Genomic DNA, 26,202 nt, shown 5'->3' with positions numbered 1-26,202 from the left:
CCCTAAGGTGGTCGAATGCGTTTCGCCCGTCTGTTGCCCGAACGGTGGCAGAAGTTCCTGCGTGAGGTGCTGAAATTCGGTGCCGTCGGAGGTTTGAACGCCGCGGTCAACTACGCGGTGTTCAATGCGCTGGCGCTCACCGTGTTCGCCGATGGGCAACTGAAGGCGAATGTCGTCGCGACGGTCGTCGCGACCGTTTCGTCCTACCTGATGAACCGGCACTGGACCTACCGGGACCGGCCGAAATCGGCGATGCGCCGCGAATACGCCCTCTTCTTCCTCTTCAACGCCGCCGGCCTCCTCATCGAGCTGGGCGTTCTCGCGGTGGCCAAGTACGGGCTCGGGATCAGCGGTCTGCTGGCGCTCAACGTAGCCAAGACGGTAGGCGTCGGGCTGGCGACGGTCTTCCGGTTCTGGTCGTACCGCACCTTCGTCTTCCGCAAGTCCCCGAAGCTGGCCGCCGCCACCGCCCGGACCGCCACCACCGCCCGGACCGCCACAACGGCACGGGCCGCGACGAGCGCACGGGCGGTCACGACGGCGACGCCGGTCCCGGGCGCGCCATCCGCGTCCGATGCCACCGCTGTCGGCGACGGCGCGGTACGCAAGACCACCGGGCCGGACACGCGGTCCGGGCCAGGGGTGCAGTCCGGGCCGGGAACCGAGTCCGGGCCGGACGGCGACCTGCTGGCCGAACTCGACCCGGTGGCCGAGCTTGCCGAAGCGGTCAGCGAACTGACCGAGGCCGGGGACGCGGACCGCCGGTTGGCCGGGGACGCGGACCGCCGGTTGGCCGGGAACATCGACGCGGCCTTCGACGACGACGCCTTCGACGACACAGCCTTCGACGACGACGCTCTGGAGACCGAGTTTGCCGCCGAACTGAACGCCGCCCCACGGCGTTCGTCGGCCCGTTGAGCACGGTCGTGAGCCGCTCGGGGACCGGTGCGCCGGCCGAGCTGTTCTTCGAGGACCTCACGCCGGGCCGCACCTTCGACCTCGGGGTGACCGTCGTGGACGGCCGCGAGATGGTCGACTTCGCCCGACGCTTCGACCCGCAGTGGTACCACGTCGACGACGAGCTGGCCCGGCGCAGCCACCACGGTGGGCTGATCGCCAGCGGCTTCTTCACCGTCAGCCTCTTCATGCGGGCGTACGTCGACCACGTGCTGTCCCGGGCCGCCGGGGACGCCTCGCCGGGCCTGGAGGAGCTGCGCTGGTTGGCCCCGGTACGCGCCGGTGACCGGCTGGCGACCCGGCTGACCGTCCTCGGCAGCAAGCCGTCCGCGGCCCGGCCCGGCTTCGGCACGGTCACGCTGACCGCGAGCATGGATCGGCTGGACTCCCGGGGGCAGCCGGAACGCGAGGTACTGCGGACCCGGTTCCGGGGTTGGTTCCTGATGCGGGAGCCGGCGCAGGCAGGCTGACACCCGCCCGACCGGGCCCCTCACGCCGTACGCCGAGGGGCCCCGCCGCAGCTCACTTCGGCTGTTCGCGCAGCGGCTTGCCCTCGGCCGCGTCCGCCATGATCTCCCGCATCTCGTCGTCACCCAACGAGTGCTTGTCGTGGTTGGCCTCGACGATCTCGTAGAGCATCGTCTGCACCCGCTCCACACCCGGGATGTCCTCCAGCACCGACTGGCCACGCTCACCTGCCGACTCGATGGTCAGGGTGCCGCAGCCGAGGAGCCGCTCGAGGAACCTCTGGTTCATGGAGTGGTCGTTGATGCGGCCGAGCGGGATGTCCCGGCGGTCGCGGGAGAACACGCCCTTCTGCAACAACACCCGCTCGTTGGTGAACAGGTAGTGCGTGGTCCGCCAGACCAGATACGGCCACAGGCTCAGCCAGACCACCAGGACCACTGCGGCCGCCGCGATCACGTAGCCGCCGATGGTGCCCGCGCCGGTCGACGGCAGCAGGACGAGGCCGGCGACCACCGCCGCAACGGCCAGGACCAGCACCACGACTGGTCGGATCAACGCTTTCCAGTGCGGGTGCAGGTGCGCTACGACGTGCTCGTCCTGGGTGAGCACGTCCTCAGGGAAAGCCACCCCAACCTCCTCGTCCAGATCGGAATATCCGCGGTGACCGTAGCGCCCGCGTGCCACCGTGTCGGCGTCAGGGATCCGCACCGCGGCGGCAGCGGGGAGCCGCACCATGGCGGCAACGGGAATCGCACCATGGCGGCAGTGGGAATCGCACCGTGACAGCGGAGGAGGTGTCGCCGCTCAGCGGAGGTGCAGGACGTCCCCGGCGGCGACCCGGCGCTCGCCGTCGACGGTGGCGAGCACCAGTTGCCCGTCCGGATCGACGGCGCGGGCCGTACCGGTGAACTCGTCGCCGGCCGGCAGCAGCACGCGTACCTCGCGGTCGAGGGTGGCGCAGTTCCGCACGTACGCCTCGTGCAGCCCGCAGGCCAGCGCGTCACCACCGGCGGCCCGCCAGCGCCCGTACCAGCGGGCGACGCCGCGCAGCAGCGCCCGCAGCAGCGGGTCGCGGTCGGTGGCCGCCGCACCGGCCAGTTGCAGCGAAGTGGCAGGCAGTCCGGTCGGGTTGACCGGCAGTTCGTCGGCGCGGAGCGTCACGTTCACCCCCACCCCGAGTACCACCGCCGGGGCCGCGCCATCGGCTCCGTTGACCCCCTCGGCCAGGATGCCGGCGCACTTCGCCTCCCCACCCGCCGGGCGATCAGGTCCGCTCGCCGCGGCACGATCGGCGGCGGGTGCGACCAGGAGGTCGTTCGGCCACTTCAGCGCGGAGTCCAGCTCGGCGAGGAGTTCCACCGCCTCCACCAGCGCGACGCCGGCGAGCAGCGGCAGCCAGCCGTACCGGGGTGGTGGCACGGCCGGCCAGTCCCGGTCGGGCCTGGCCTGCCCCGGCCGCAGCAGGACGCTGACGGCGAGCCCGGCCCGGGCCGGCGACTCCCAGCTCCGCCCGCGCCGCCCCCGCCCGGCGGTCTGCCGCTCGGCGGCCACGATCAGTCCCTCCGGCTCGCCGGTCCGGGCCGCCTCGGCCGCGTCGGCATTGGTCGACGCGGTCTCGGCGTGCAGCACCAGCCGGGTCCAGAGACTCTCCGGCGTGATCAGGGCCTGCTGCAACCGCCGCGCGTGCAGCGGCGGGCGGTCCAGGTCGGTGTAGGGCGATCCCGGCATCAGGCCAGCGTACGGGCACCACGGCCGTGACACGGCGTCGGCCAAGGCCAGCGGGGCCGGCCACCCCGGCGAGCCCGGCAGGACCGACCACCCCGGCAGGTCGGTTCTGAGGCGGCGAACCCGGTGGGCGTACCGGCCGCCCCGGCGAGCCCGGCCAACCTCACCGACCCCAGCCCCAACCCCAGCGAGCCGAGCCAGCCCTGCGGGCGGGATGCAGCCGCCTGGCCCGCCGGGTTGGCCGGTCCGACCAGCCGCGGAGTGGCATGGCACACCCGCCGTGACCGGGCACTGACCGGATACCGGCCGTCGTTAGGATCGCGGACGTGACTGGGCAGCCGAATACCACCGACATCGACCCGCACACCACCGCCGGCCGGCTGGCCGACCTCGACCGGCGGGTGGACGAGGCGGTGCACGCCGGATCGGCGCGGGCGGTGGAGAAGCAGCACGCCCGGGGCAAGAAGACCGCCCGGGAACGGATCGACCTGCTGCTCGATCCTGGTTCCTTCGTCGAGCTGGACGAGCTGGCCCGGCACCGGTCGACCAACTTCGGGCTGGACCGCACCCGGCCGTACGGAGACGGCGTCGTGACCGGCTACGGCACCGTCGACGGCCGGCAGGTCTGCGTCTTCGCCCAGGATTTCACCGTCTTCGGCGGCTCCCTCGGCGAGGTCTTCGGCGAGAAGATCATCAAGGTGATGGACCTGGCGATGAAGATCGGCTGCCCGGTGGTCGGCATCAACGACTCCGGCGGCGCCCGGATCCAGGAGGGTGTGGTCAGCCTCGGCCTCTACGGGGAGATCTTCTTCCGCAACGTCCGCGCGTCCGGCGTGATCCCGCAGATCTCGCTGGTGATGGGTCCCTGCGCGGGCGGCGCCGTCTACTCACCGGCCGTCACCGACTTCACCGTGATGGTCGACCAGACCTCGCACATGTTCATCACCGGACCGGACGTGATCAGGACAGTGACCGGCGAGGACGTCGCGATGGAGGAGTTGGGCGGGGCCCGCACCCACAACACCAGGAGCGGTAACGCCCACTACCTCGCCGCCGACGAGGACGATGCGGTCGACTACGTCAGGGCGCTGTTGTCGTACCTGCCGAGCAACAACCTCGACGAGCCGCCGGTTGTCGGCGTGCCGGGCGACCTGGCGGTCACCGACGCCGACCGGGAGCTGGACACCCTGATACCCGACTCGGCGAACCAGCCGTACGACATCCGCGAGGTGATCGAGCATGTCGTCGACGAGGGCGAATTCCTGGAGGTCCACCCGCTCTACGCGCAGAACATCGTGGTCGGCTTCGGCCGGGTCGAGGGCCGACCGGTCGGGGTGGTGGCGAACCAGCCGATGCACTTCGCCGGGTGCCTGGACATCGCCGCCTCCGAGAAGGCCGCCCGGTTCGTCCGCACCTGCGACGCCTTCAACATCCCGGTGCTCACCTTCGTGGACGTGCCCGGCTTCCTGCCCGGCACCGGGCAGGAGTGGGACGGCATCATCCGGCGCGGCGCCAAGCTGATCTACGCGTACGCCGAGGCGACCGTCCCCAAGGTCACCGTGATCACCCGGAAGGCGTACGGCGGCGCGTACGACGTGATGGGCTCCAAGCATCTCGGCGCGGATCTCAACTTCGCCTGGCCGACCGCGCAGATCGCCGTGATGGGTGCGCAGGGCGCGGTGAACATCCTCTACCGGTCCGAGCTGGCCGCCGCCGACGATCCGGCCGCCGCCCGGGCCGAGAAGATCCAGGAGTACGAGGACACCCTCGCCAACCCGTACGTCGCCGCCGAGCGCGGCTATGTCGACGCGGTGATCCGGCCGGCGGAGACGCGCGGCCAGATCGTCCGGGCGCTGCGGATCCTGCGTACCAAGCGGGAGACGCTGCCGGCGAAGAAGCACGGCAACATCCCGCTCTGACCGATCCGGCTCGCCGCGGCGGGTGTCAGCAGCGGGTGTCAGCAGCGGGTGTCAGCAGCGCGGGTTGGCGGCCGTGCAGAGCCGGGCGGCGGCGGCCCGGACCAGCGCCCGACCCCGCTCCGGATCCGCCGACTCGTCGACCCGGTCCACCGTGGCGACCAGGTCGGCGACCCGGACCACGCCGACCAGCCGGCTGGCGGGACCGTCCACCACCGCCGAGGTGTCCTGCCGGCGGATCGTGGTCTGCCAGTTCAGCAGCACCGACTCGTCTCCGGCGAAGTCCTCGGCCAGCACCCGCCAGCGGTGCACCGCGGCCACGCCCAGCCGCTCGCCGTCGATCTCGATCGCGCCCGCCGAGACGTACTCGGCGCAGAGGTCGGGGACGGAGCGGGCATCCGCGAAGACCTGCCGGGCCGCGTCGGGAACGAGCCGGACAACCTGCTCGTGTACGACCGCCGCCCCGCTGTGCGGGTCACCCGGTACCGTCGGCGGCCGCTGCACGGTGTGCCGGCGGATCATCCGGGCCAGCCCGACGTAGCGGGCCCGGGTGGCGTACCCGGAGCAGCTGTGCGGCACGGTCGGATCGACCACCTCCACCGCCTCGTCCGGCCGTACGTCGACCCGGTCGACCACCAGTCCCGGCCCGACTTCCGCCGGTTGCAGCAGCGCCGACGGCGGGATCTCGACCAGCTCCGGTACCGGGGCCGGGTTCGGGATCGGGGAGCTGGCCGGTGGCGGTCCCGCGACCGGCGACGGCTGCGGCCCGTACCGCCCGACGGCCACGACCGAACCGACCGCGACCACCGCGACCACCGCGACCGCCCCGACCACCGACCGGATCCGGTTGCGGCGCCGGCCCCGGGTCCGAATCTCCTCGGACGGGAGCCAGCGCACCGTGGCGATCTCCTGCTCGATCCGATCGGCGAGTTTCGCCGCTGCCCCGGCCGACGACCCCGGCGACGGCGCGAAGGCGTGCTCCGGTCCCAGCTCCGGTTCCGGAGCCCGGCTGGGCGTCGGCTCAGGCATCGGTGGCCTCCTCCAGATCTGTCACCGTCAACAGCCCGGCCAGTGCGGCCCGGCCCCGGGCGAGTCGGGCCTTCACGGTGCCGACGGGCGCACCGGTCTCCCGGGCCACGTCGGCGACCGGCAGGCCGAGCAGGTAGTACAGGGCGATCGCGGTCCGTTGCTCCTCGGGCAGCCGGCGCAGCGCGGCGACCACCTCCACGGTCTCGGTGCCCGGTGCCGGGCTGTCGGCCATCGCCCCGTGCCGCAGGTACGCCCGGGCCCGGCTGCGCAGGCTGCGCCAGCGGCTGATCGCCACCCGTACCGCCACCACCCGCACCCACGCCTCCGGGTCGGCGTACCCGCGCACCCGCGACCAGCGCTGCCACGCCCGGATGTACGCCTCCTGCACCGCGTCCTGAGCCTCGGGCAGGTCACCGGTGAGCAGATAGACGTAGCCGAGCAGCCGTTGCCGACTCCCCCGGTAGAACTCGTCGAAGTCGTCAACCTCGTCGACGTCGGGCACCTGCACCTCCCCTGGCGGACATAGCCAATACGCCTGGGGACCGACGTGCGGTTGCAGCCTCCCCGCGCCCAGTTCGGCTTTCCGTGGGTCAGCTCGTCGAGCTGGCCACCTCGCCGAGCTGGTCGGTCAGGTCTGCGACGGGAAAGGCACCGGCGGGGATGCGTTCGCGTACCGCCCGGCGCATCGCCCGCTGCACCGCACCGTTGGCGGGGGTCGGCACGCCGTGCGTCCGGCCGAGCAGCACGATCTCGCCGTTGAGATAGTCGGTCTCGGCCGAGCCGGCGTCCCGGGCCAGGCTCTGCCAGGTCGAGCCGCCCTGCCGGCGCTGCCCGGCCACCGGCACCGGCTCCACCCGGTCGCCGCGCTCGGCGGCCTCCTCCTCTTCGGACGTGTGCGGGATACCGGCGGCGGCGAGCACCGCCTCACCCTCGGCGCGTACCGCCGCGAGCAGGTCGGCCTGCACCGCCCGCCGATCGTCCGCGCCCTCCGCCGGCCCGGTCCGCCGGTCGGCCTCGAGACCGGCCGGCGTGCCGAAGAGTGCCTGGACGGCGTTGCCGAGGTTGCGCAGCAGTTTGCCGTACTTCCAGCGCATGACGTCGTCGCGGACCGGTGCGAGCAGGCGGGACGCCGTCAGGTCCGCGCTGATCCGGTGGGCGAGGTCGTCCGAACCGTGCGGGAAGGCGCCGAGATGCAGCATTCCGGAGTACGGGTGCCCGCTCGCGATCACCCGGCCGGCTTCAAGATGCGTCGCCGGCAGCCAGACGCAGACCGGATAGACCCGTGCGAAGAGCCGGGCGGCGGCACGCTCGTTGGCGACGCCGTTCTGTGCGGTGAGCAGCGGCAGTCGTTGTGCCGCCGTACCGCCGCCGAGGACGGGCAGGTCGGCCCAGCTCCGCAGCGCCGCCTCGGTGTCCTGCGACTTCACCGTCAGCACCAGCACGGTGTCCGGGGTCAGCGGCGGCTCGCCGGGAGCGGGTTCCCCGACGGCGGGGAGGCGGGCGAGGTGTTCCCCGTCCGGGGTGCCCAGGCGCAGCCCGTGCTCGCGGATCGCGGCGAGATGCGCCCCTCGGGCGACGAGCGTCACGTCCCGCCCAGCCTCGCTCAGCCGTACGCCGATGGTCCCGCCGACCGCACCCGCGCCGATGATCACATAACGCATGCCGCTGTTCCCACCCTCCTGCCGCTACCGTTGCTCAGCCGGGCAGGCTGGCGGAGTTCAGTATCGGGCCGGCCAGCAGGGCGGCGCCGGCCAGCAGCGCGATCAGGTTGACCGCCCCGAAGATCCCGACCCAGACCAGCCCGGGTATCCGGGTCAGCCAGGCGAGCTGGTCGGCGTCCGACTGCGGCAGTTGACCCCGCCGACGCAGCGTCTGCAGCTCGCCCACCGGCCGTACCCCGCCGAGCAGCAGGAACCACACCCCGGTGTACGCGAACGCGGCCTGCACCTCCGGCGACGCCCGCAGGGACACCACGAGTACGACCCCGGTGGTGACCACGATCGACACGATGCCGAAGACGTTGCGGATCATCACCAGCATGGCGAGCAGGAGCGCGACGGCGACCCAGAGCAGCAGGGTGATCCGGTTGCCGCCGAGCACCCAGGCGCCGGCCAGCCCGACGAGCGAGGGTGCGAGATAGCCGGCCAGCAGCGTGAAGACCATCCCCGGCCCGGTCGGTCGTCCCGACGACAGGGTCAGCCCGGAGGTGTCCGAGTGCAGCCGGATGCCCTGCAACCGCCGCCCGGTCAGTACGGCGGCCAGCGCGTGCCCACCCTCGTGGGCGATGGTGATGGCATTGCGGCCGATCCGCCACGGCACCCGGGTGACCACCACCGCGAGCGCGACCAGCCCGGTGATCAGGACCAGCAGCGGGGGTGGGTCGGGCTGCGCTCCGAGGAGCCTGTCCCAGAACTCTGTCACGCCGTCCACTGACACCCGCGCGAGCCTAGCTCACGTCCCGCCACCAGCCCCGGCCGGCTACTCCTTGCTCTCGGCGACGAAGACCCCGACGCCCGGGACTCCCTTGACGACACCGGTTGCCTTCAGCCAGTTGATCGCGCCACGAACCACGGTGATCGAGACGCCATACTCGGCGCGCAGGTCGGCGGCGCTGGGAATCTGGTCACCAGGTTTCAACTCGCCCGCCGCGATTTTACGGGTGAGGTCATCAATGATCTTTTGAGTCTTTGAGGTTGTCACCGATACTCCCTGGTCCGCAGGAGCATTCGATCACGCGGCCTTATGTCAGCACAAGCCTAAGGATGCACAAGGATGCATCAAGGGTTGCCTAGGGCATCTAGATGCCATATGTTCGGTTGGCCGATTTCTCTGGTCCGCAACTGGTGGAGTCGGTCCCCCCGCGCGGCGGCTCGTCTCCCGTTGACAGCCGGCGAGCCGCCGCGCGTCCCGCAACCGCCGGAGGTCCGCATTGGAACGCGACCGCTCCATGGCAATCGTCGAACGACATCGACCCGCACCGCTCTGGCGAATGCTCGGCATGTGGCGGTGCGCGGCCTGCCGGCGCCGCTGGCCCCGCCCGCGCTACCGGGACGCCCGCAGCAGCCTCCTCGCCAACAACCGGCACGATGTCGCGCACCTGACGAGGCGGCTCAACAGCCGCTGGCCGCGCCCCTGACACGGCGTCCACCGCAGCCCGGCTCGGCACTCACACTCGGCCGGCCCATCCCGCCGATAGCGCGGCAAACGCCGAGATCATCGGTAGGTTACGGCTCGCTGCGACGAGTTAGCGGCAGCGGGACCTGTCATCACCTGTGCGGTCGATAACTGATCCGGCTGCCGCTATCGTCGTCGCCACGATTCAGCGAAACCGTGGGGTGGAACCGGCCCTCGCCCGTCCCGCTGCCGGTACGGCCACCCGAGCGGGGATCGCAGCCCGACCTGGCACGCCTCGCCGCAACAACAGCCACGCACCGATGGTACCGACGGCCACGGTCACGACGCTCGCGAGCACGATCAGCGCGACCATTCCGATGCTCGCCACCAGCAGGGCGAGATCGCCGACCGCGACCAGCATCCAGAGCGCGATACTCGGCTTCGTCGCATGATGTCGGGAACGCATCAGTCGTACCTCCTTCCGTCGAGATCATCACTACCCCGACGGAGGGGCGGCCATGCGTGTCAATCCCGGACCGGCCGGAACCCGTCCGCGACGATCTCGAAGTTCGGCAGGTTCTCTTCCCACTCGTCCGTCGGAGCGTCCCACCGGATCGCGTACGCCTTGTCGGGCGCGGTGACGAAGCCCCGGTTGCGGACATGCATCCGTATCCCGTTCACGGTCTCCAGCCACTCCCAGTCCGCGCACTTGTCCCAGTAGTCGACCGCGTGGATCTCGCCGACCCGCTCGTAGTTGACGGTGTGGTCCCGCCGGTACGCCTCCTGGCTCCGCCAGTCGGCCACCGGGTCGGGCTTCGGATCGTTCGTCTGGTCGATCAGCATCTGGCGCGGCCCGTCCGGATCCCGGAACCAGACCCGGACCTGGTCGGCTCTCGAGCCCCACTTCTCCCGGAACTCCCGCCATCCCCTCGGCACGGGTACGGAGAAGCCGGTCGAATCCTTGTGCAGGATCCAGCCCGCCGGCACCTGTGGTTGACCCGGCTCCCCGTCCGGGGTCGACGGCGGCTGGGCCGGCGCCTCGGTCGGTGCCGCCTCGGTCGGAGTCGGCGCCGCGCTTGTGGCCTCGGCCGGTGGAGTAGCGGCAGGTTGACTGGTCGGAGCCGAACCAGAACGATCCTCGCCGCCCTCGTCCGACCCCTGGTTGGCCAGCGGCACGATCACGGCGACCGCGAGCAGGAGCAGCACGATCAGACCACCGAGCAGCCACACCCGGCGGTTGCCTGCCGCCAGCGCGGCCAGCGGGCCACGATCGTCCCGCCGGTCGTCCTCGTACCCGTCAGGGCCGGCCGGGACGGCTGCCCGACCCGCCGGCTGCGCCTCCGCCACCTTCGGCTGGAGCGCGGTGGGCGCCGGCTCCGGCGTCTCGGGCGCCGCGTCGGACTCCGTGGGCGCCGGCCCCGCCTCCGCCGCAGGCTCGTCGGCCGACTCCCCGGGTACGACGACGACCGTCGGCTCGGCGGGCGGCCGCTCAGGCTCCGGAGTCTCCGCGTCCGAAGTCTCCGCCTCGGGCACGGCCTCCGCCGCGGGCTCGTCATCCGCCGCCGCTGGTGCGGGCAACGTGGTCGTCTCCGCCGCCGGAGGGGCGCCGGGCAGTTTCGTGCTCTCGGTGGAAGGTGCCGGGGCGACCGGCAGCTTCGTCGTCTCCCCGGCTGGCGACGGATCCGGCGATGACTCGCCCGGCGTACCCGGCAAGCCTGACGTCTCCGGCAACTTCGTCGTCTCGGCGGCCGGATGCGCCGGAGGAGAGGCGGCCGGTGCCGGTGGTGGTGTCGGAGTGGACTGCCGGGGCGCCGGCAACGGCACGATCCGGGTGCGCGGCTCGCCCGGTCCACGCGGGCCATGGGGCCCCGGCCGACGTACCCCCTCCAGCAGCGACATCCCGGAAGGCCGGCGCCGACCCGCCGCGCGACGGAGCAACCGCTCCGTGGTTTCGGCGTTGATCCGGCTCGTCGGGTCCTTCTGCAACAGCCCGGACAGCACCGCCTTGAGCGGACCGGCCCGGCGTGACGTCGGCGCCGGCTCGGTGGCGAGCGCCGCCAGTGTCGCGATCGCGGACGGCCGGGCGAACGGCGACTGCCCCTCCACGGCCGCGTAGAGCGTCGCGCCCAGCGACCAGAGGTCTCCCTCCGGCCCGGCGGTGCCGTCCCGGGCCCGCTCCGGCGCGATGTAGGCGGGCGACCCCAGCACCAGGCCGGTACGGGTCACGTTCGGGTCACCCGGCACGGTCGCCAGCCCGAAGTCGGTGAGCACCACCCGGCCCTCGTCGCCGAGCAGGACGTTGCCGGGCTTGACGTCACGGTGCATGACCCCGGCCCGGTGCGCGGCCTTCAGTGCGCCGAGCACCCCCAGACCGATCTCGGCGGCCCGGGTCGACGACACCGGTCCGTCGCTGGCCAGCACGTCCTGCAACGATCGCGACGGGACGTACTCCATGACGATCCACGGATCACCGTCGGTACGGAGTACGTCGAAGACCCGAACCACGTTCGCGTGATTGAGCCGGGCGATCGCCCGCGCCTCGCGGAGCGAACGCTCGCGCATCTCCCGACGCTCGTCCTCGGTCAGCCCGGGCGGCGGGACCAACTCCTTGATCGCGACGTCCCGGTGCAGGACCTCGTCGCGCGCCTTCCAGACACGACCCATCCCGCCCTGGCCGAGCGGCTCGACAAGCCGGTAGCGGTCAGCGATGAGTTGCGGAGGCGCACTGGACACTCGTGGACGGTACCCAACGTCAACAACAGTCACACCCTCGGCACGCCTATCTGAGACCTGCGCCAATTGACGGGGACATACCCTCGGTGCCATGGCTGACGAAGAACCGCTGCTCCGGGTGGTCAGAGGCACTCCCACCGCCGAGGATCTTGCCGCGTTGGTAGGGGCGATCCTCCTTCGTGGCCGACCAGCCACATCGGTCCAGCCCGCCACCGCCTCGACCTGGGCGCTGCACAGCCGCCCCGGCATGACGTCACCGTCGGGCATACCGGCCCACATCGGTCGCGACGCCTGGCGGATCTCCGGCCTTCCTCGGTAAACCGCTTCAGACCGCCCAACGGGGCTGCCCAGGCACGCCTGCAACCACTAACCTTGATATGGGGTAGTACGTAGCACCTGGGGAGAAGACGTGATACCTGAGGAAGACCTCGGCCCTGCCTGGCTGCGCGACTACGGCGGCACGATCGAGGCCGACATCCAGCGGATGGAACAGTTCGCCCAGCAGCTCCTGGGCGAGGTGCAGCAGAACTACGTCCCACACATGGAACAGGTCCAGTCGGACATGCTGCCCGAGCTACCTCAGCCCCGCGACGGCTTCGCCGAGCTGGTGTCGTTCTTCGACGCGCACCGCAACGTCCAACAGGACACGTCAAACCGCATCTGGGAGGTCGGCGACGGCACGGGCGGGCTGGCTACCGCCGCCGACACTGTCAGCAAGCGGTACGGAGACTCTGACGCGTTCTCACACGCCCGCGTGGGCGTCGTCGAGACCGAGCTGGACAGGACCGCTGCTGCCGCACCACCACCGCCTGGCTCGGAGAGCGCAGAGATGCCGGAGGGCGGCGCAGAAACCACGGGGAGCCCGAATGCTTGATGACGATGGCGGGGGGCGGAGCAACCAGGTCGCCGGTACGACCAACTGGACATCCCACAACGTCCGGCAGATCTGGGAACTGGTGTCCAACCAAGAGACGGATACCCACTGGCAGCATGTCAGCGGCTGGCGCAAGACTTTCGAGCTCAGCCTGCTCCACCTGGGAAGATTGCAGCTGTACCGTGAGAACCTGATCGAAGCATGGCCACCGGAGAAGAGTGAGGCTTCGAGGGCGTACGTGGCCCGACTCGACTTCCTTATCGAGACAGTGCAGGGCGTCTACGATGCGGCCGTCGCCAACCATCAGACCTTCATGGGGGCGACTCAGGCAATCTGGGAGTCACGCAGGGACCTTGAGGAGATTCACAAGGAATACCTTGCGAAGGAGCAGGCCAAGCAGGAATACGATGCTGCGCTTACAGCCAACAACGGACGTCCCCCCGAGGGAAAGCAGCCCACGACACAGAGCGACCTGGAAGACCTGAACTGGCGCGCTCGCCACATCATGTACGGGCTGAGCGGCGAACTCGCCACCGCCCAAATGCAACTGCGACAACCCCCTGTATACAAAAGTGGACGCACCGTAGACGAGGGAGGTGGCGGTGGTGGTTCGGGTGGCAGCAGTGTGATGGGCACTGGGGGACCGCCGGTCCTTCCGCCCGTTGTACCGATGCCATCGGGTGGTGGTGGCAGCTACACCCCTCCTCCAACTCCGGCTGTCCAAACCGTCGTTCCGACGACAACTCCACCCACCGCCGGTCCAATCCTCGGGGGCACTGGACCAATTGCGCCTCCGGCTGTACCGCCAGCGCCTCCAAGCGTCGTTCCTCCCCCGCCGCCGACCACCGGTCCCGGTCTGGCGCCGCCTGCGATCCCGCCCACCCTGCCGCCCGGTACCAAGCCGCCGGGGACCAGGCCTCCCGGGTATCCCTCCACCGTGACACCGACAAATGGCTTTAACAAGGCAGGGTTTGGCCCGAACACTGGTCCGGGTCCCCGAGCAATGCCGCCGGGCGGAATGATCGGCGGGGTGCCCGGAGCAGGTCTGGCGCAGCCCACCACCGGGACTGGAGCAGCTCGACGCATCAATCCGGTTGGTGGCGTCATCGGCAGCGGGTCGGGCACGCCGCCGATCGGCGGCGCAGGCCAGCGATCTGGCGCAGGCATGGGTCGTGGTTCGGCCACTAGCCAGGCGTTCGGCATGGGTCCATCGGGGCGCTCGGGCGGCCAGGACCGCGATGAGGAAAATGGCCGGAATTGGGATCCCGACAATCCGTGGGAGACCGACGAAGGGGTCGCGCCGGTAATGATGCCAGCCCGCAATATCGACAAGGTCGATCCTGGCCCAGCGATTGGCCACAACCGGTGATCCGTCGCACCATGCGTACGGCCGTAGCACTTCTTTGCGCCACGGCCGTCGCCATTTTTCCGACCAGCCCCGCCCACGCGGACCAAGCGCGGGATAATCAGTGGCATCTCAGATATTTGCAAGTTAACAAGGCACACGACATCAGTCGTGGAGCCGGAGTGACCGTCGCGGTTATTGACACTGGCGTTGATCCCCATCCCGACCTACACAAGAACCTCCTAGAAGGCACCGATTCTTTTCCAGGAGGAACAGGAGATGGACAGGTAGACGACGACGGTCATGGAACGCGGATGGCCGGCCTAATAGCCGCGCACGGCAGACCGGGCAACCGTGGCGCGTTGGGCATCGCACCTGACGCCAAGATCCTGCCGATCCGCTATGTCAAGACAACGGGAAGCAACGATCCAGATGACGTCGCCACGGGTATCAATTGGGCCGTAGGAAAGGGCGCGAAAGTAATTAGCATATCTTCGACCACGAGTTCCACCCCCGCGCTTCGGCAAGCGGTGACTGCAGCACTCAGTGCCAATGTTGTGATCGTCGCCGGAGCAGGCAATCGCTCAGGTGGAATTCTGGTTAGGTTTCCCGCTGCTTTTCAGGGGGTTGTAGCGGTCGCAGCTACGGATAGGAATGGAAGCCACTCCAGCATCTCAGTCACCGGCTCGAAAATTGTAATATCTGCGCCCGGGGAGGACATAAGCAGCACTTCCCCCGGCGGCAGATATCGGACCGCCAGCGGCACCTCTCCCTCTACGGCGATCGTTGCTGGGGCTGCGGCGCTCGTACGGAGCAAGTTCCCCGAGCTGTCGGCGGAGGAGGTCATCCACCGCCTGACCGCTACGGCCGATGACAAGGGTGCACCGGGCAGGGACGAGGAGTACGGGTACGGCGTACTCAATCTGGTCAAGGCGCTGACAGCCGACGTGCCGCCGCTGGAGGGGGGCGCCGAGACGAGTGCGAGCGCCGACCCGAGCCCCACCCAGAGCCAACCGGCCGCCGGTGCGGAGCCGGAGGACAAGTCGAACAGCTCCACGGTCCTGATCGGCGTCCTGGCCGCTCTCGTCGTCGTCGGCCTGCTGGTCGTCCTCGCGGTGGTGCTGTTGGCCCGTCGGCGGCAACAGCCGAGAAGCTCCTGAGCCGCGATCCGGCCCGTCCGCAGGCGGCCACCCCCAGGCCGGGTAGCGTAGGCCGCCGTGCGTACGACAAGCCCGCTGCGCCTGGTGCTCGCCTCGGCGAGCCCGGCCCGACGCAAGCTTCTGCAGGCCGCCGGCATCGAGCCGGAGGTGCTCGTCAGTGGTGTCGACGAGTCACAGGTGGACCATTCGACGCCGGAGGCGCTGAGCCTCACGCTGGCCCAGCTCAAGGCGCGGACCGTGGCCGAACGGATCACCACGGGCACGGGCAGTGGTGTCGCCACGGGCACGGAGATCTCACCTGTCGAGTCACAGCCGCGAACGCTCGTGCTCGGCTGCGACTCGGTGCTCGCCTTCGACGGGGAGATTCTTGGCAAGCCGGCCGACACGGACGAGGCGGTCCGGCGCTGGCGGGCCATGCGGGGCAGCAGCGGCGTACTGCACACCGGGCACTGCCTGATCGACCTGCCGAGTGGTCGCGAGGTGGCCCGGGTCGCCGCCACCACCGTGCACTTCGCGGCGATCAGCGACGACGAGATCGCCGCGTACGTCGCGACGGGTGAGCCGTTGCAGGTTGCCGGGGCGTTCACCATCGACGGGCTGGGCGGCCCGTTCGTCGAGCGGGTGCAGGGCGATCCCGGCACGGTGATCGGACTGTCCCTGCCGCTGTTCCGCGCACTGCTCGGCGAAGTCGATCTGCGCATCACCGACCTGTGGACGGCTGCGGCACACGTCCCCGGCGGCCGACACTGACAAACCCGGCGGCAGTCATGCACAAACAGCTACCCCGGCCGGCGGCCGTGCAATAGCGTCGAGCGGTGTCGACAAAGTCAATCGCGGTCACCGACGAACTGCACGCGTACATCGTGGCGCACGGGTCACCCCAGGACGCCCTGACCCGGGAACTGATCGACGAGACGGTGGCCCTGTTGCCCGCCGACGCCGAGATGCAGATCGCACCGGAGCAGGCCGGGCTGCTCACCCTGCTGACCCGGCTGGTGAACGCCCGGCAGGCGGTCGAGGTCGGCACCTTCACCGGGCTCTCCTCGTTGGCGATCGCCCGTGGCCTGGCGTCCGGCGGGCGGTTGACCTGCTTCGACATCTCGGAGGAGTACACTGCGGTCGCCCGGCGCTACTGGGCGCGGGCCGGTGTCGACGACCGGATCGAGCTACGGATCGGTCCGGCCGCCGAAACCCTGCGATCCCTTCCGGCGGAGCCCCACCTCGATCTCGCCTTCATCGACGCGGACAAGACGAGCTATCCGGTCTACTGGGCCGAGTTGGTGCCGCGGATGCGTGCCGGTGGGCTGATCGTGGTGGACAACGTGCTGCGCGGCGGCCGTGTCCTGGCCCCGGTTTCCGTGGCCGACCGGGCGGTCGCCGACTTCAACGAGGCGGTGCTCGGGGACGAGCGGGTCGAGCCGGTGATGTTGCCGATCGCCGACGGGCTCACCCTGGCCCGCCGCCGCTGACCGACGCCGGCCAGCGCTGACCGACGCCGGCCAGCGCTGACCGACGCCGGCCAGTGTCGATCGATCGACACTGGCCGGCGACTTCCCGCCGTACCCGATCGGACGTCACCGGACGCTGCGGGCGAACTCGCGCGCGGCCCAGCCCACGGCGAGCACCGTGATGACCGCCATCACCGACAGCCCCTGCCAGACCGCGTCGTTGCCGAGGTCCCCGGCGAAGAGCGCCCGGGCGCCGTCGACCGCCCAGGAGAAGGGATTCCAGTCGGCGATCCCCTGCAACCAGCCGGGTGCGAAGCTCAGCGGCAGCAGGATCCCGGAGAGCAGCAGCACGGGTTGGGCGATCGTGTTCATCAGCGGCGCCAGCGCGTCCTCGCTCTTCACCACCAGTGCGATCCCGTACGACAGTGCCGACGTCATCAGCGCGATCAGGGCCAGCAGCAGGTAGGCGAGCAGGAGGTCCCCGATGAACACCGAGAGCCCGAAGGCCAGCGCCAGCAGGGTGATGATGACCGCCTGGGCGATCAGGGAGACCACGTCGCGCAGTGACCGACCGAGCAGCAGGGCGAGCCGGCTGATCGGGGTGACCCGGGAGCGCTCGATCACCCCGGCCCGTAGCTCGGCGATCAGACCGAAGCCCTGGAACAGGCCGCCGAAGATGGCGAGCAGCACGAGCAGGCCGGGCACGAAGATCCGGTACGCCTCGGCGTCGCTCGACGCCTGCAACGCGGGCTTGAGCAGCGGTGCGAAGAGCAGGAGATACATCACCGGCTGGAAGACGCCGACGAAGAGCCAGACGGGCTGGCGGACCAGCAGCAGGAACTGCCGCTGGAAGATCAACCAGGTGTCACGGACAAGTTTCATTGCAGGTCTCCTGTAGGGGGCGGCGCGGCGAGCGGTCAGGACTCGCGCAGGGAGCGGCCGGTCTTGGTGAGGAACACGTCGTCGAGGCTGGGCCGGTGCAGTTCGATCGAGTCGAGCGCGATGCCGGCGGCGTCGAATGCCCGGAGGATCCGGGGCATGTCCCGGGCACCGTCGTTGACGTAGAGCCGCAGCCCGCCCTCGTCCGGAGTCTCCAGCCTGGTGACGTACGGCTCGGTCTCCAGCACCTTGCCGGCCTTCTGCGCGGACGGCGTGGCGACCAGCACCACGTCGCCGGAGATCTCGCGCTTCAGCTCCGCCGGTGTTCCCTCGGCCACCACCTCGCCGTGGTCCATGATGGCGATCCGGTCGCAGAGCGCGTCCGCCTCGTCGAGGTAGTGCGTGGTGATGAAGATCGTCATCCCCTCGGCGCGCAGCCGGCGGATCTCGTCCCACATGTGTGCCCGGCTCTGCGGGTCGAGCCCGGTGGTCGGCTCGTCCAGGAAGACGATCTTCGGCTCGTGGATGATGCCGAGCGCGATGTCGACCCGGCGGCGCTGACCGCCGGAGTACGTCCTGCACTTGCGGTCGGCATACTCGGTGAGCTGGAACGCGTCAAGGGCTCGGGCGGCCCGCCGATGTGCCTCGGCCCTGCCGATGCCGTACATCCGGGCCTGTAGCACGAGCTCCTCTCGAGCGGTCGACTCGTCCCAGGTGCTGCCGCCCTGTGCGACGTATCCGATCCGGCGCCGCACCTCGCCGGGGTTGCTCCGCAGGTCGACTCCGGCGATGTTGGCGTCGCCGCCGTCCGGTTCGATGAGCGTGGCGAGCATCCGCAGGGTGGTGGTCTTGCCCGCGCCGTTCGGGCCGAGGAAGCCGAAGATCTCGCCCTCCGCGACCACGAGATCGACGCCACGGACCGCGTCGACGGACTTCTTCTCCCTGCCCTGTCGGGAGCGGAACGACTTCCGCAGCCCTTTTGTCTCGATCATGCCTGCTCCTGGTCAGCCGGACCGGTATCCCCACCGGCCCATCCCCCCGGGGCACGCCGGAAGGCGCCCACGGCAACGCTTCCGGCAGGCTAACGCGATATAGCTTATCTAGTCAACGTTGATTATTACGCGTCTGTCGGCGTCGCCCCGTCGCCCGGCGTCGCCCCGTCGCCCGGCGTCGCCCCGTCGCCCGGCGTCGCCCCGTCGCCCGGCGTCGCCCCGTCGCCCCGGCGGGCCCCGTCGCCCGGCGCGGCCCCCGGGTCGGTCCAGGTGCTCTCGTCGACGAGCGTGTCGAACCGCTCCCAGCCGGGAACCTCGGCGAAGCCCTCGGGCAGGTACGGCACCCCGGCGTCGATCAGGTCGGCGATCCGCTCGCACCAGCCGATCTCACCCTCTGCCCTGGCGATGGTCAGCTGCCACATCCAGGTGACGTGGACCGGCTTGCCCTGCTTCATCCAGTCGGACTCCACGGCCGACCGCAGGCTGTCGTTACCCGCCCGCAGCAGCCGGGCCCGGTTGCGCAGGGCCGCCGAGGCCTCGTCGCGGGGAAGCGCCGGCAGGAAGGAGAAGGCGGCGAAGAACGGGTCGGCCACCTCGCCGAGGCTCCACCAGTTGCCGCGGAGCAGGTTCTGGAACTCGTCCTCACCCTTCGGCGTGACCTCGTAGGTCACCCGCGCCGGCCTGGCACCGACCTGCTCGGTCGCCACCTCCCGCAGCAGCTCCTCCTCGGTGAGCTTGCGCAGCGCGTGGTAGATCGAACCGGGCTGGACGTTGGCCCACTTGTCCGCGCTCCAGCTCAACAGCTCGCGACGTACGTCGTAGCCGTGCACCGGTTGCATCCACCGGACCAGGCCGAGAATCATCATTCGGGTAGCCGACACACCATAAAGCGTAATAACCAAACTTGACTAACCACCAGCGCCGCCCCGTGGCCCGGGTCACCCGCCTCGGGCCTCAGCCCGTACGAGCGCCCCGGCACCGCGACCGCCCCCGCCGGACGGGCGTACGGTTCCGGTCGTCGACAATGTTCCTGGCAACCTGAGGAGGAGCAGCCGAGTGCGCAAGGTACTGATTGCCAACCGGGGCGAGATCGCCGTCCGGGTCGTCCGCGCCTGCCGAGACGCCGGCCTCGGCAGCGTCGCCGTCTACGCCGACTCCGACCGCGACGCGCTGCACGCCGTCCTCGCCGACGAGGCGTACGCGCTCGGCGGCGAGACGGCGACCGAGACGTACCTGCGGATCGACAAGCTGCTCGACGTGGCCGCGCGCTCGGGCGCGGACGCCGTACACCCGGGTTACGGGTTTCTCTCCGAGAATGCGGACTTCGCGGCGGCGGTGATCGACGCCGGCCTGACCTGGATCGGGCCGACTCCGCAGGCGATCCGCGACCTCGGCGACAAGGTGACCGCCCGGCACATCGCGCAGCGTGCCGGCGCCCCGCTGGTGCCCGGCACCGCCGAGCCGGTCGGTGGCCCGGACGAGGTGCTCGCCTTCGCGGCCGAGCACGGCCTGCCGGTGGCGATCAAGGCGGCGTTCGGTGGCGGCGGCCGGGGCCTGAAGGTGGCCCGGACGATGGAGGAGATCCCGGCGCTCTTCGAGTCGGCGACCCGGGAGGCGGTGGCCGCCTTCGGCCGGGGCGAGTGCTTCGTCGAGCGCTACCTGGACCGTCCCCGGCACGTCGAGGCGCAGGTCCTCGCCGACCGGCACGGCAACGTCGTGGTGGTCGGCACCCGGGACTGCTCGCTGCAACGCCGGCACCAGAAGCTCGTCGAGGAGGCGCCGGCCCCATTCCTCACCGACGAACAGCGGACGCAGATCCACGCCAGCGCGAAGGCGATCTGCCGGGAGGCCGACTACCACGGCGCCGGCACGGTGGAATACCTGGTCGGCGCGGACGGCACCATCTCGTTCCTGGAGGTGAACACGCGGCTCCAGGTGGAGCATCCGGTCACCGAGGAGACCTCCGGCATCGACCTCGTCCGGGAGCAGTTCCGGATCGCGGCCGGCGAGCGGCTCCGGTTCGCCGCCGACCCCGCCCCGCGCGGGCACTCGATCGAGTTCCGGATCAACGGCGAGGACCCGGGCCGGAACTTCCTGCCGGCGCCGGGCACCGTGACCACGCTGCGGCTCCCCTCCGGCCCGGGCGTGCGGGTGGACGCCGGCATCGTCGTGGGCGACGTCGTCGGCGGCAACTTCGACTCGCTGCTCGCCAAGGTGATCATCACCGGGGAGACCCGTACCGAGGCCCTGCAGCGGGCCCGGCGGGCGCTCGACGAGATGGTGGTGGACGGGATGGCCACCGCGCTGCCGTTCCACCGCCTGGTCGTCCGGGATCCGGCCTTCACCGCCGAGCCGTTCGCCGTGCACACCCGCTGGATCGAGACCGAGTTCGACAACACCGTGCCGCCGTTCACCGGTGCCGCGCCGGCCGGCGACCCACCCGGCGGCCCGGCCGCCGCCGGCGGTCGCGAGACCGTCGTGGTCGAGGTCGCGGGCAAGCGGCTCGAGGTCAGCCTCCCCGCCGGCTTCGGCGGGGGTACGCCCACAGCCGCCGGCCACGGCGGAGGTACGGGACCAGCCGCCGGCCAGGTTGCGTCGGGTGCCGCCGCCCGGCGACCCGTCCGGCGCGGCTCCCGCTCCGGCGGGACGGGCGGGGCCGGCGGTGACGCGCTGACCTCCCCGATGCAGGGCACGATCGTCAAGATCGCGGTCGCCGACGGCGACACCGTGGCCGAGGGCGACCTGGTCGTGGTGATGGAGGCGATGAAGATGGAGCAGCCGCTGCACGCCCACCGGGCCGGCGTGGTGAGCGGGCTCACCGCCGAGGTCGGCGCGGTGCTCACCGCCGGCGCCACCATCTGCCTCATCAGCTGAGCCGGCGATGCGGGGAAAGCGTTAGGAAGGGCCCCCGCATATACAGAAAGCGATAAGCGGGGGCCCTTCCTTGCACTCGGGCATGATGGCCGGGTGCGGTTCATCAACGGCGCGAAGCCCGCGCAGGACCTGACCTACAACGACGTCTTCCTGGCGCCCGTCCGGTCGGCCGTGGAGTCCCGGCTCGACGTCGACCTGTCGAGCGCCGACGGGACCGGAACCACGATTCCGATCGTGGTGTCGAACATGACGGCGGTGGCGGGGCGACGGATGGCGGAGACGGTGGCCCGGCGCGGTGCCCTCGCCGTGCTGCCGCAGGACATTCCGATCGAGGTGGTCGCCGAGGTTATCGGCTGGGTCAAGCAGCGGCACCTGGTGCACGACACCGCCATCACGCTCGGCCCGACGGACACCGTCGGGGACGCCATCCATCTGCTGCCGAAGCGCTCGCACGGCGCGGTCATGGTGGTCGACCCGGCCGGGCGACCGGTCGGGGTGGTGACCGAGGCCGACACCCTGGGGGTGGACCGGTTCACGCAGCTACGCGAGGTGATGTCCACCGAGCTGCACACCGTGCCGGCCGAGGCGGATCCGCGGACCGGGTTCGACCGGCTGTCCCGGGGGCGCCGCCGGCTCGCCCCGGTGGTCGACGTCGAGGGCCGGCTGGTCGGGGTGCTGACCCGACAGGGCGCGCTCCGGGCCACGCTCTACCGGCCGGCGCTGGACGGCAAGGGCCGGCTGCGGATCGCCGCCGCGATCGGGATCAACGGTGACGTCGCCGCGAAGGCCGCCGCGCTCGTCGAGGCCGGGGTCGACACCCTGGTGCTGGACACCGCGCACGGCCACCAGGAACGGATGCTCCGGGCCCTGCGGGCGGTACGCGCACTCGATCCGCCGGTCCCGGTCGCCGCCGGCAACGTGGTCACGGCCGAGGGCGTACGGGACCTGGTCGAGGCGGGTGCGGACATCGTCAAGGTCGGTGTCGGGCCGGGGGCGATGTGCACCACCCGGATGATGACCGGGGTCGGCCGGCCGCAGTTCTCCGCCGTGCTCGACTGTGTCTCCGCCGCCCGGGAACTGGGCCGGCACGTCTGGGCCGACGGCGGGGTACGGCATCCGCGCGACGTCGCCCTGGCACTGGCCGCCGGGGCGTCCAACGTGATGATCGGCACCTGGTTCGCCGGCACCTACGAGTCGCCCGGTGACCTCTACACCGATGCGGACGGCCGGCGCTACAAGGAGAGTTTCGGCATGGCGTCGGCGCGGGCGGTCAGCGCGCGTACCGCCGAGGACAGCGCGTACGACCAGGCGCGGAAGGCGGTCTTCGAGGAGGGGATCTCCAGCGCCCGGATGTATCTCGACACGACCCGGCCGGGCGTGGAGGATCTGATCGACGAGATCGTCGCCGGGGTACGCAGCGCCTGCACCTATGCCGGGGCACCCGATCTCGCCGCGTTCCACGCCAACGCGGTGATCGGGGTGCAGAGCGCCGCCGGTTACGCCGAGGGGATGCCGCTGCCGACCAACTGGTGACGTCACCGGTGCGGCTGACGGAGCTCGGCCGGGTGCGGCTGACGGAGTTCAGTCGGGTGCGGCTGACGGAGTTCAGTCGGGTGCGGCGAAGAGGCGCCGGATCACTTTCCGCGCGGCGGCCTCCGGGTCGTCGCCGACCTGGTCGGCCGGGAGCGCCCGGCCGAGCCAGAGGGTCGCGAAGCCGTGCACGATCGACCAGGCGGCCAGCGCGGCGTTGCCGGCCTCGTCGCCGGTCGGTGCCGCCGGCAGCCCGGCGACGCCGGCCCGGAGCGCCGCCCCGGCCCGTTGCCGGGCGGCGGCGAGGGCACTGTCGTCGCGGTGCAGGAGTTCCGTCCGGAACATCACCTCGAAGTGGGCCCGGTGCCGCACCGCGAACCCGATGTAGCCGACGCCGGTTTCGAGCAGGCTGCCGCCGGACTCCTCGCGCACCTGGGCCAGCGTCTCGGCGAGCATCTCGAAGCCCTCGGCGGCGAACGCGGTGAGCAGCCCGGCCTTGTCGCCGAAGTGGTGTGCCGGGGCGGCGTGCGAGACGCCGGCCCGGCGGGCGAGGTCGCGCAGGCTGAGCGCGGCGGGGCCGGACTCCTCGATCGCGGTCGCGGCGGCGGCCAGCAGCGCCCGCCGCAGGTCTCCGTGGTGGTACTGCCGACCGGCGGCAGTGGGCTCGCTCATACTGGCCAGCATATCTTGTCATTGACAAGATGCGCCCCCGGGAGGGAGTCTTGCCATCGACAAGTTGCCCGCAGTCCCGAAGACCGGAGGACAGCCCATGGCTCCGGTTGCGGAGTGGCCCGCCGGGCCCGGCCTCACGGCAGCAGGTCCGCCGAGTGGCTGGCCACCACCCCCGCGATCAGGCGCAGCGCGTCCGGCGCCGCCATCGGGTCCACCCCCCGGCCGTCCCGCAGCCGCAGCGCCACCTCGCCGGCCGAGACCTCCCGGGCGCCGAGCACCGCCGCGTACGGCACCCGGCGCAGGGCGGCGTCCCTGATCCGGGCGCCGAGAGAGCCGTCGACGACCAGTTCTGCCCGCAGCCCGGCCGACACGCAGTCCCGGCGGAACACCTCCGCCGCGGCCACCTGCTCCGGGCCGACCGGCAGCACCCGGACCTGGACCGGCGCGTACCAGGCCGGGAACGCCCCGGCATGCACCTCGATCAGGTACGCGAAGAGCCGCTCCATGCTGCCGATCAGGCTCCGGTGCAGCATCACCGGTCGGACGCGCCGGCCCCGGGCATCGGTGTAGGAGAGGTCGAACCGCTCCGGCTTGTCGAAGTCGAGCTGGATGGTGGAGAGGGTCGACTCCCGGCCGGCGGCGTCCCGTACCTGGATGTCGATCTTCGGTCCGTAGAACGCCGCCTCCCCGGCCGCCTCGACGTACGGCAGCCCGGCCAGCGCCGCCCGGAGCAGTTCCTCCGCCCGCCGCCACATCCCGTCGTCGCCGACGTACTTCTCACCGGGTCCGCGCAGCGAGAGCCGGAAACCCGCCGGGCGTACCCCGAGGGCGGCGTGCGCGGCCCGGATCAGCTCCAGCACCTCGGCGACCTCGGCGCCGACCTGCTCCGGTGCGCAGAAGTTGTGCGCGTCGTTGAGTGAGATCGCGCGTACCCGGCCGAGGCCGCCGAGCACGCCGGAGCGCTCCGGCCGGTACATCCCGCCCAGCTCGCCGATGCGCAGCGGCAGCTCCCGGTAGGACCGCCCGCGTGCCCGGTAGACCAGGGCGTGGTGCGGGCAGAGCGCCGGACGCAGCACGAACTCGTCGTCGGCGGAGAGCCGCAGCACCGGAAACATGTCGTCGGCGAAATAGCCGAGATGCCCGGAGAGTTCGAAAAGTTCCCGCTTGCCGAGCGGCGGCGAGTAGACGTGCTGGTAGCCGGCCCGGCGTTCCAGCTCGCGGACGTACTCCTCGACGCTGTGCCGGGCCGCGGCGCCGGCCGGCAGCCAGAGCGGCAGGCCGGCGCCGGAGAGCGGATCGGCGTGGAAGAGCTCCAGCTCGCGGCCGAGCCTGCGGTGGTCGGGCATGGTGCGGTGGTCGGACATCTCGGTCTCCCGGATCGGTACGCCTCCGGCGGCGACTCCGCCCCGGCAGGATGCCGATCCGGGAAGCACGACCGGCCCCGGGGCGGATCGCCCCGGGGCCGGTCGGACGGAACGTCAGCGCGGCACGCCGGGGTCTCCCGGCGTCGTCGTCTCCCGCATCGCGCTGCACATGGCGGTCACCGTACCGCCGCCGGCTCCACCCCCGCAGCCGATTTCCGCCGGCCTCACCGCAGCCGGGTGATGGCCACCTCGACGCCCTGGCCGGTGTTGGCCGGGCCGGAGTAGACGCCCTTGAGCGGCGGCACGTCGCCGTACTCCCGGCCCCGGCCGACCACCACGTGCCGCTCGCCGACCGGTATCCCGTTGGTGGGGTCGAAGGCCGTCCACCGGCCCACCCACCACTCCACCCAGGCGTGGCTCTGCCCGACGACGCTCTCCCCGATCGCGGCGTCCGGCGCCGGGTGCAGGTAGCCGGAGACGTAGCGGGCCGGGATGCCGATGGTGCGCAGCAGCCCCACCACCAGGTGGCTGATGTCCTGGCAGACGCCCTTGCGCTGCCGCCATGCCTGCACCGCGTCGGTCTGCACGCCGGTGGCGCCGGAGGCGTACTCGACCTCGTCCCTGACCTGTTCGCAGAGGGCCATCGCGGCGGCGTGCGGGGTCGGCTGGGCGGTCCGGACGGACTCGGCCAGCTCGGTGAGTTCCGTGTCCAGCGCCGTACGCGGGGTCGGCAGCAGCAGCTCGTACCAGCGGTCCATGTTCTCCGGCCCGCGCAGGTCGGCCCAGCCCACGCCGTCGGTGGCGGCCACCTGGTCACCGGGGCCGGTCGTCTCCACCGTGGAGACGGCGGTCACCTGCAACGAGTCGTGGGCGTTGTGCACGTCGAAGGCGGTCACCACGGTCCCCCAGTAGTCCTCGTACCGGTAGGTCCGGGCCGACGGCCACACCTCCACCCGCGCCTCCAGCACCGCCTGGCGGGCCTCGTTGCGCGGCGACATCCGCGCCTCGTTGTAGGAGGAGGCGACCGCACCCGCGTAGCTGAAGCCGGTCCTGTGACTGATCTTCAACCGCCAGCTTCCCACCGTCATCGCGTCCCCTGCCCTCCCGTCCGGCCCTGCCCGC

26 protein-coding genes and 1 pseudogene are annotated in these 26,202 nt (G+C 71.3%); 12 read left to right on the top strand and 15 right to left on the bottom strand.

Going from position 1 to position 26,202, the window contains the following annotated elements; genetic code table 11:
* Positions 1-15: 15 nt before the first annotated feature.
* Positions 16-561 (top strand): annotated as a pseudogene (locus ACN27G_RS35755) (GtrA family protein); the annotation flags it as partial.
* 353 nt (positions 562-914) lie between these two features.
* On the top strand, positions 915-1,427 hold the full coding sequence (locus ACN27G_RS35750) for a MaoC/PaaZ C-terminal domain-containing protein (protein ID WP_421497035.1): 513 nt from the start codon (positions 915-917) through the stop codon (positions 1,425-1,427).
* Between the two features lie 52 nt (positions 1,428-1,479).
* Here the strand turns inward: ACN27G_RS35750 and ACN27G_RS35745 are convergent, their stop codons facing one another.
* Positions 1,480-2,052: a PH domain-containing protein gene (locus ACN27G_RS35745; RefSeq protein WP_421497034.1), complete on the bottom strand. Its 573-nt coding sequence runs from the start codon at positions 2,050-2,052 to the stop codon at positions 1,480-1,482.
* A 177-nt stretch (positions 2,053-2,229) separates the two neighbouring features.
* On the bottom strand, positions 2,230-3,153 hold the full coding sequence (locus ACN27G_RS35740; RefSeq protein WP_421497033.1) for a biotin--[acetyl-CoA-carboxylase] ligase: 924 nt from the start codon (positions 3,151-3,153) through the stop codon (positions 2,230-2,232).
* Between the two features lie 323 nt (positions 3,154-3,476).
* Here ACN27G_RS35740 and ACN27G_RS35735 point away from each other — a divergent pair, with 323 nt between their 5' ends.
* Positions 3,477-5,069: an acyl-CoA carboxylase subunit beta gene (locus ACN27G_RS35735; RefSeq protein ID WP_421497032.1), complete on the top strand. Its 1,593-nt coding sequence runs from the start codon at positions 3,477-3,479 to the stop codon at positions 5,067-5,069.
* Between the two features lie 51 nt (positions 5,070-5,120).
* Here the strand turns inward: ACN27G_RS35735 and ACN27G_RS35730 are convergent, their stop codons facing one another.
* The 5 genes from ACN27G_RS35730 to ACN27G_RS35710 form a co-directional block, all read right to left on the bottom strand.
* Positions 5,121-6,095, bottom strand: a complete 975-nt coding sequence (locus ACN27G_RS35730) for a hypothetical protein (protein ID WP_421497031.1) — start codon at positions 6,093-6,095, stop codon at positions 5,121-5,123.
* Positions 6,088-6,597 (bottom strand): SigE family RNA polymerase sigma factor, encoded by a 510-nt coding sequence (locus tag ACN27G_RS35725; protein WP_421497030.1) that lies wholly within the window; start codon positions 6,595-6,597, stop codon positions 6,088-6,090. The genes ACN27G_RS35730 and ACN27G_RS35725 overlap by 8 nt, the downstream gene beginning before the upstream one ends.
* 88 nt (positions 6,598-6,685) lie before the next feature.
* Positions 6,686-7,756, bottom strand: coding sequence for a ketopantoate reductase family protein (locus tag ACN27G_RS35720; protein ID WP_421497029.1), 1,071 nt, complete (start codon positions 7,754-7,756; stop codon positions 6,686-6,688).
* 34 nt (positions 7,757-7,790) lie between these two features.
* Positions 7,791-8,531 carry a M50 family metallopeptidase gene (locus tag ACN27G_RS35715; protein ID WP_421497028.1) on the bottom strand — a complete coding sequence of 247 codons (741 nt, stop codon included), beginning with the start codon at positions 8,529-8,531 and terminating at the stop codon, positions 7,791-7,793.
* Between the two features lie 42 nt (positions 8,532-8,573).
* The gene (locus ACN27G_RS35710; protein WP_421497027.1) at positions 8,574-8,795 is read right to left on the bottom strand and encodes a winged helix-turn-helix domain-containing protein; all 222 of its coding nucleotides are present in this window, start codon (positions 8,793-8,795) and stop codon (positions 8,574-8,576) included.
* A 247-nt stretch (positions 8,796-9,042) separates the two neighbouring features.
* Here ACN27G_RS35710 and ACN27G_RS35705 point away from each other — a divergent pair, with 247 nt between their 5' ends.
* On the top strand, positions 9,043-9,231 hold the full coding sequence (locus tag ACN27G_RS35705) for a hypothetical protein (protein ID WP_421497026.1): 189 nt from the start codon (positions 9,043-9,045) through the stop codon (positions 9,229-9,231).
* 183 nt (positions 9,232-9,414) lie between these two features.
* Here the strand turns inward: ACN27G_RS35705 and ACN27G_RS35700 are convergent, their stop codons facing one another.
* A complete protein-coding gene (locus tag ACN27G_RS35700; RefSeq protein WP_421497025.1) occupies positions 9,415-9,630 on the bottom strand; it encodes a hypothetical protein in 216 nt (71 codons plus the stop codon).
* A gap of 104 nt (positions 9,631-9,734) precedes the next feature.
* Positions 9,735-11,942, bottom strand: coding sequence for a protein kinase domain-containing protein (locus ACN27G_RS35695; protein WP_421497024.1), 2,208 nt, complete (start codon positions 11,940-11,942; stop codon positions 9,735-9,737).
* A gap of 91 nt (positions 11,943-12,033) precedes the next feature.
* Here ACN27G_RS35695 and ACN27G_RS35690 point away from each other — a divergent pair, with 91 nt between their 5' ends.
* From ACN27G_RS35690 to ACN27G_RS35665, 6 genes are all read left to right on the top strand, one after another.
* Positions 12,034-12,261 (top strand): acyl-CoA carboxylase subunit epsilon, encoded by a 228-nt coding sequence (locus ACN27G_RS35690; RefSeq protein ID WP_421497023.1) that lies wholly within the window; start codon positions 12,034-12,036, stop codon positions 12,259-12,261.
* A gap of 90 nt (positions 12,262-12,351) precedes the next feature.
* The gene (locus ACN27G_RS35685; protein ID WP_421497022.1) at positions 12,352-12,816 is read left to right on the top strand and encodes a hypothetical protein; all 465 of its coding nucleotides are present in this window, start codon (positions 12,352-12,354) and stop codon (positions 12,814-12,816) included.
* Positions 12,809-14,185 (top strand): hypothetical protein, encoded by a 1,377-nt coding sequence (locus ACN27G_RS35680; protein ID WP_421497021.1) that lies wholly within the window; start codon positions 12,809-12,811, stop codon positions 14,183-14,185. Before ACN27G_RS35685 ends, ACN27G_RS35680 begins: the two co-directional genes overlap by 8 nt.
* A gap of 11 nt (positions 14,186-14,196) precedes the next feature.
* Positions 14,197-15,321 (top strand): type VII secretion-associated serine protease mycosin, encoded by a 1,125-nt coding sequence (gene mycP, locus ACN27G_RS35675; protein ID WP_421497020.1) that lies wholly within the window; start codon positions 14,197-14,199, stop codon positions 15,319-15,321.
* 57 nt (positions 15,322-15,378) lie between these two features.
* Positions 15,379-16,071, top strand: a complete 693-nt coding sequence (locus ACN27G_RS35670) for a Maf family protein (RefSeq protein ID WP_421497019.1) — start codon at positions 15,379-15,381, stop codon at positions 16,069-16,071.
* A gap of 65 nt (positions 16,072-16,136) precedes the next feature.
* The gene (locus ACN27G_RS35665; protein WP_421497018.1) at positions 16,137-16,790 is read left to right on the top strand and encodes an O-methyltransferase; all 654 of its coding nucleotides are present in this window, start codon (positions 16,137-16,139) and stop codon (positions 16,788-16,790) included.
* A 105-nt stretch (positions 16,791-16,895) separates the two neighbouring features.
* Here ACN27G_RS35665 and ACN27G_RS35660 read toward each other — a convergent pair whose 3' ends face one another.
* The 3 genes from ACN27G_RS35660 to ACN27G_RS35650 form a co-directional block, all read right to left on the bottom strand.
* Positions 16,896-17,651 (bottom strand): ABC transporter permease, encoded by a 756-nt coding sequence (locus ACN27G_RS35660; RefSeq protein WP_421497017.1) that lies wholly within the window; start codon positions 17,649-17,651, stop codon positions 16,896-16,898.
* Between the two features lie 35 nt (positions 17,652-17,686).
* Positions 17,687-18,640 (bottom strand): ATP-binding cassette domain-containing protein, encoded by a 954-nt coding sequence (locus ACN27G_RS35655; protein WP_421497016.1) that lies wholly within the window; start codon positions 18,638-18,640, stop codon positions 17,687-17,689.
* Between the two features lie 125 nt (positions 18,641-18,765).
* Positions 18,766-19,521: a PadR family transcriptional regulator gene (locus tag ACN27G_RS35650; RefSeq protein ID WP_421497015.1), complete on the bottom strand. Its 756-nt coding sequence runs from the start codon at positions 19,519-19,521 to the stop codon at positions 18,766-18,768.
* A 175-nt stretch (positions 19,522-19,696) separates the two neighbouring features.
* On the opposite strand from ACN27G_RS35650, the gene ACN27G_RS35645 reads away from it, so the two are divergent.
* Both ACN27G_RS35645 and ACN27G_RS35640 read left to right on the top strand, forming a co-directional pair.
* Positions 19,697-21,514, top strand: coding sequence for a biotin carboxylase N-terminal domain-containing protein (locus ACN27G_RS35645; RefSeq protein WP_421497014.1), 1,818 nt, complete (start codon positions 19,697-19,699; stop codon positions 21,512-21,514).
* Between the two features lie 93 nt (positions 21,515-21,607).
* Positions 21,608-23,047, top strand: a complete 1,440-nt coding sequence (locus tag ACN27G_RS35640) for a GuaB1 family IMP dehydrogenase-related protein (protein WP_421497013.1) — start codon at positions 21,608-21,610, stop codon at positions 23,045-23,047.
* Positions 23,048-23,119: 72 nt separating this feature from the next.
* Here the strand turns inward: ACN27G_RS35640 and ACN27G_RS35635 are convergent, their stop codons facing one another.
* The 3 genes from ACN27G_RS35635 to ACN27G_RS35625 form a co-directional block, all read right to left on the bottom strand.
* Complete coding sequence (locus tag ACN27G_RS35635; protein WP_421497012.1) at positions 23,120-23,716, bottom strand: TetR/AcrR family transcriptional regulator; 597 nt, start codon at positions 23,714-23,716, stop codon at positions 23,120-23,122.
* Between the two features lie 134 nt (positions 23,717-23,850).
* Positions 23,851-25,062 carry a threonine--tRNA ligase gene (gene thrS / locus ACN27G_RS35630; RefSeq protein ID WP_421497595.1) on the bottom strand — a complete coding sequence of 404 codons (1,212 nt, stop codon included), beginning with the start codon at positions 25,060-25,062 and terminating at the stop codon, positions 23,851-23,853.
* A 242-nt stretch (positions 25,063-25,304) separates the two neighbouring features.
* Positions 25,305-26,168 carry a transglutaminase family protein gene (locus ACN27G_RS35625; protein ID WP_421497011.1) on the bottom strand — a complete coding sequence of 288 codons (864 nt, stop codon included), beginning with the start codon at positions 26,166-26,168 and terminating at the stop codon, positions 25,305-25,307.
* Positions 26,169-26,202 lie beyond the last annotated feature (34 nt).

The organism is Plantactinospora sp. WMMB334 (assembly GCF_049179095.1).
Classification (GTDB): domain Bacteria; phylum Actinomycetota; class Actinomycetes; order Mycobacteriales; family Micromonosporaceae; genus Plantactinospora.
This window is presented reverse-complemented; position numbering and strand designations above follow the sequence as displayed.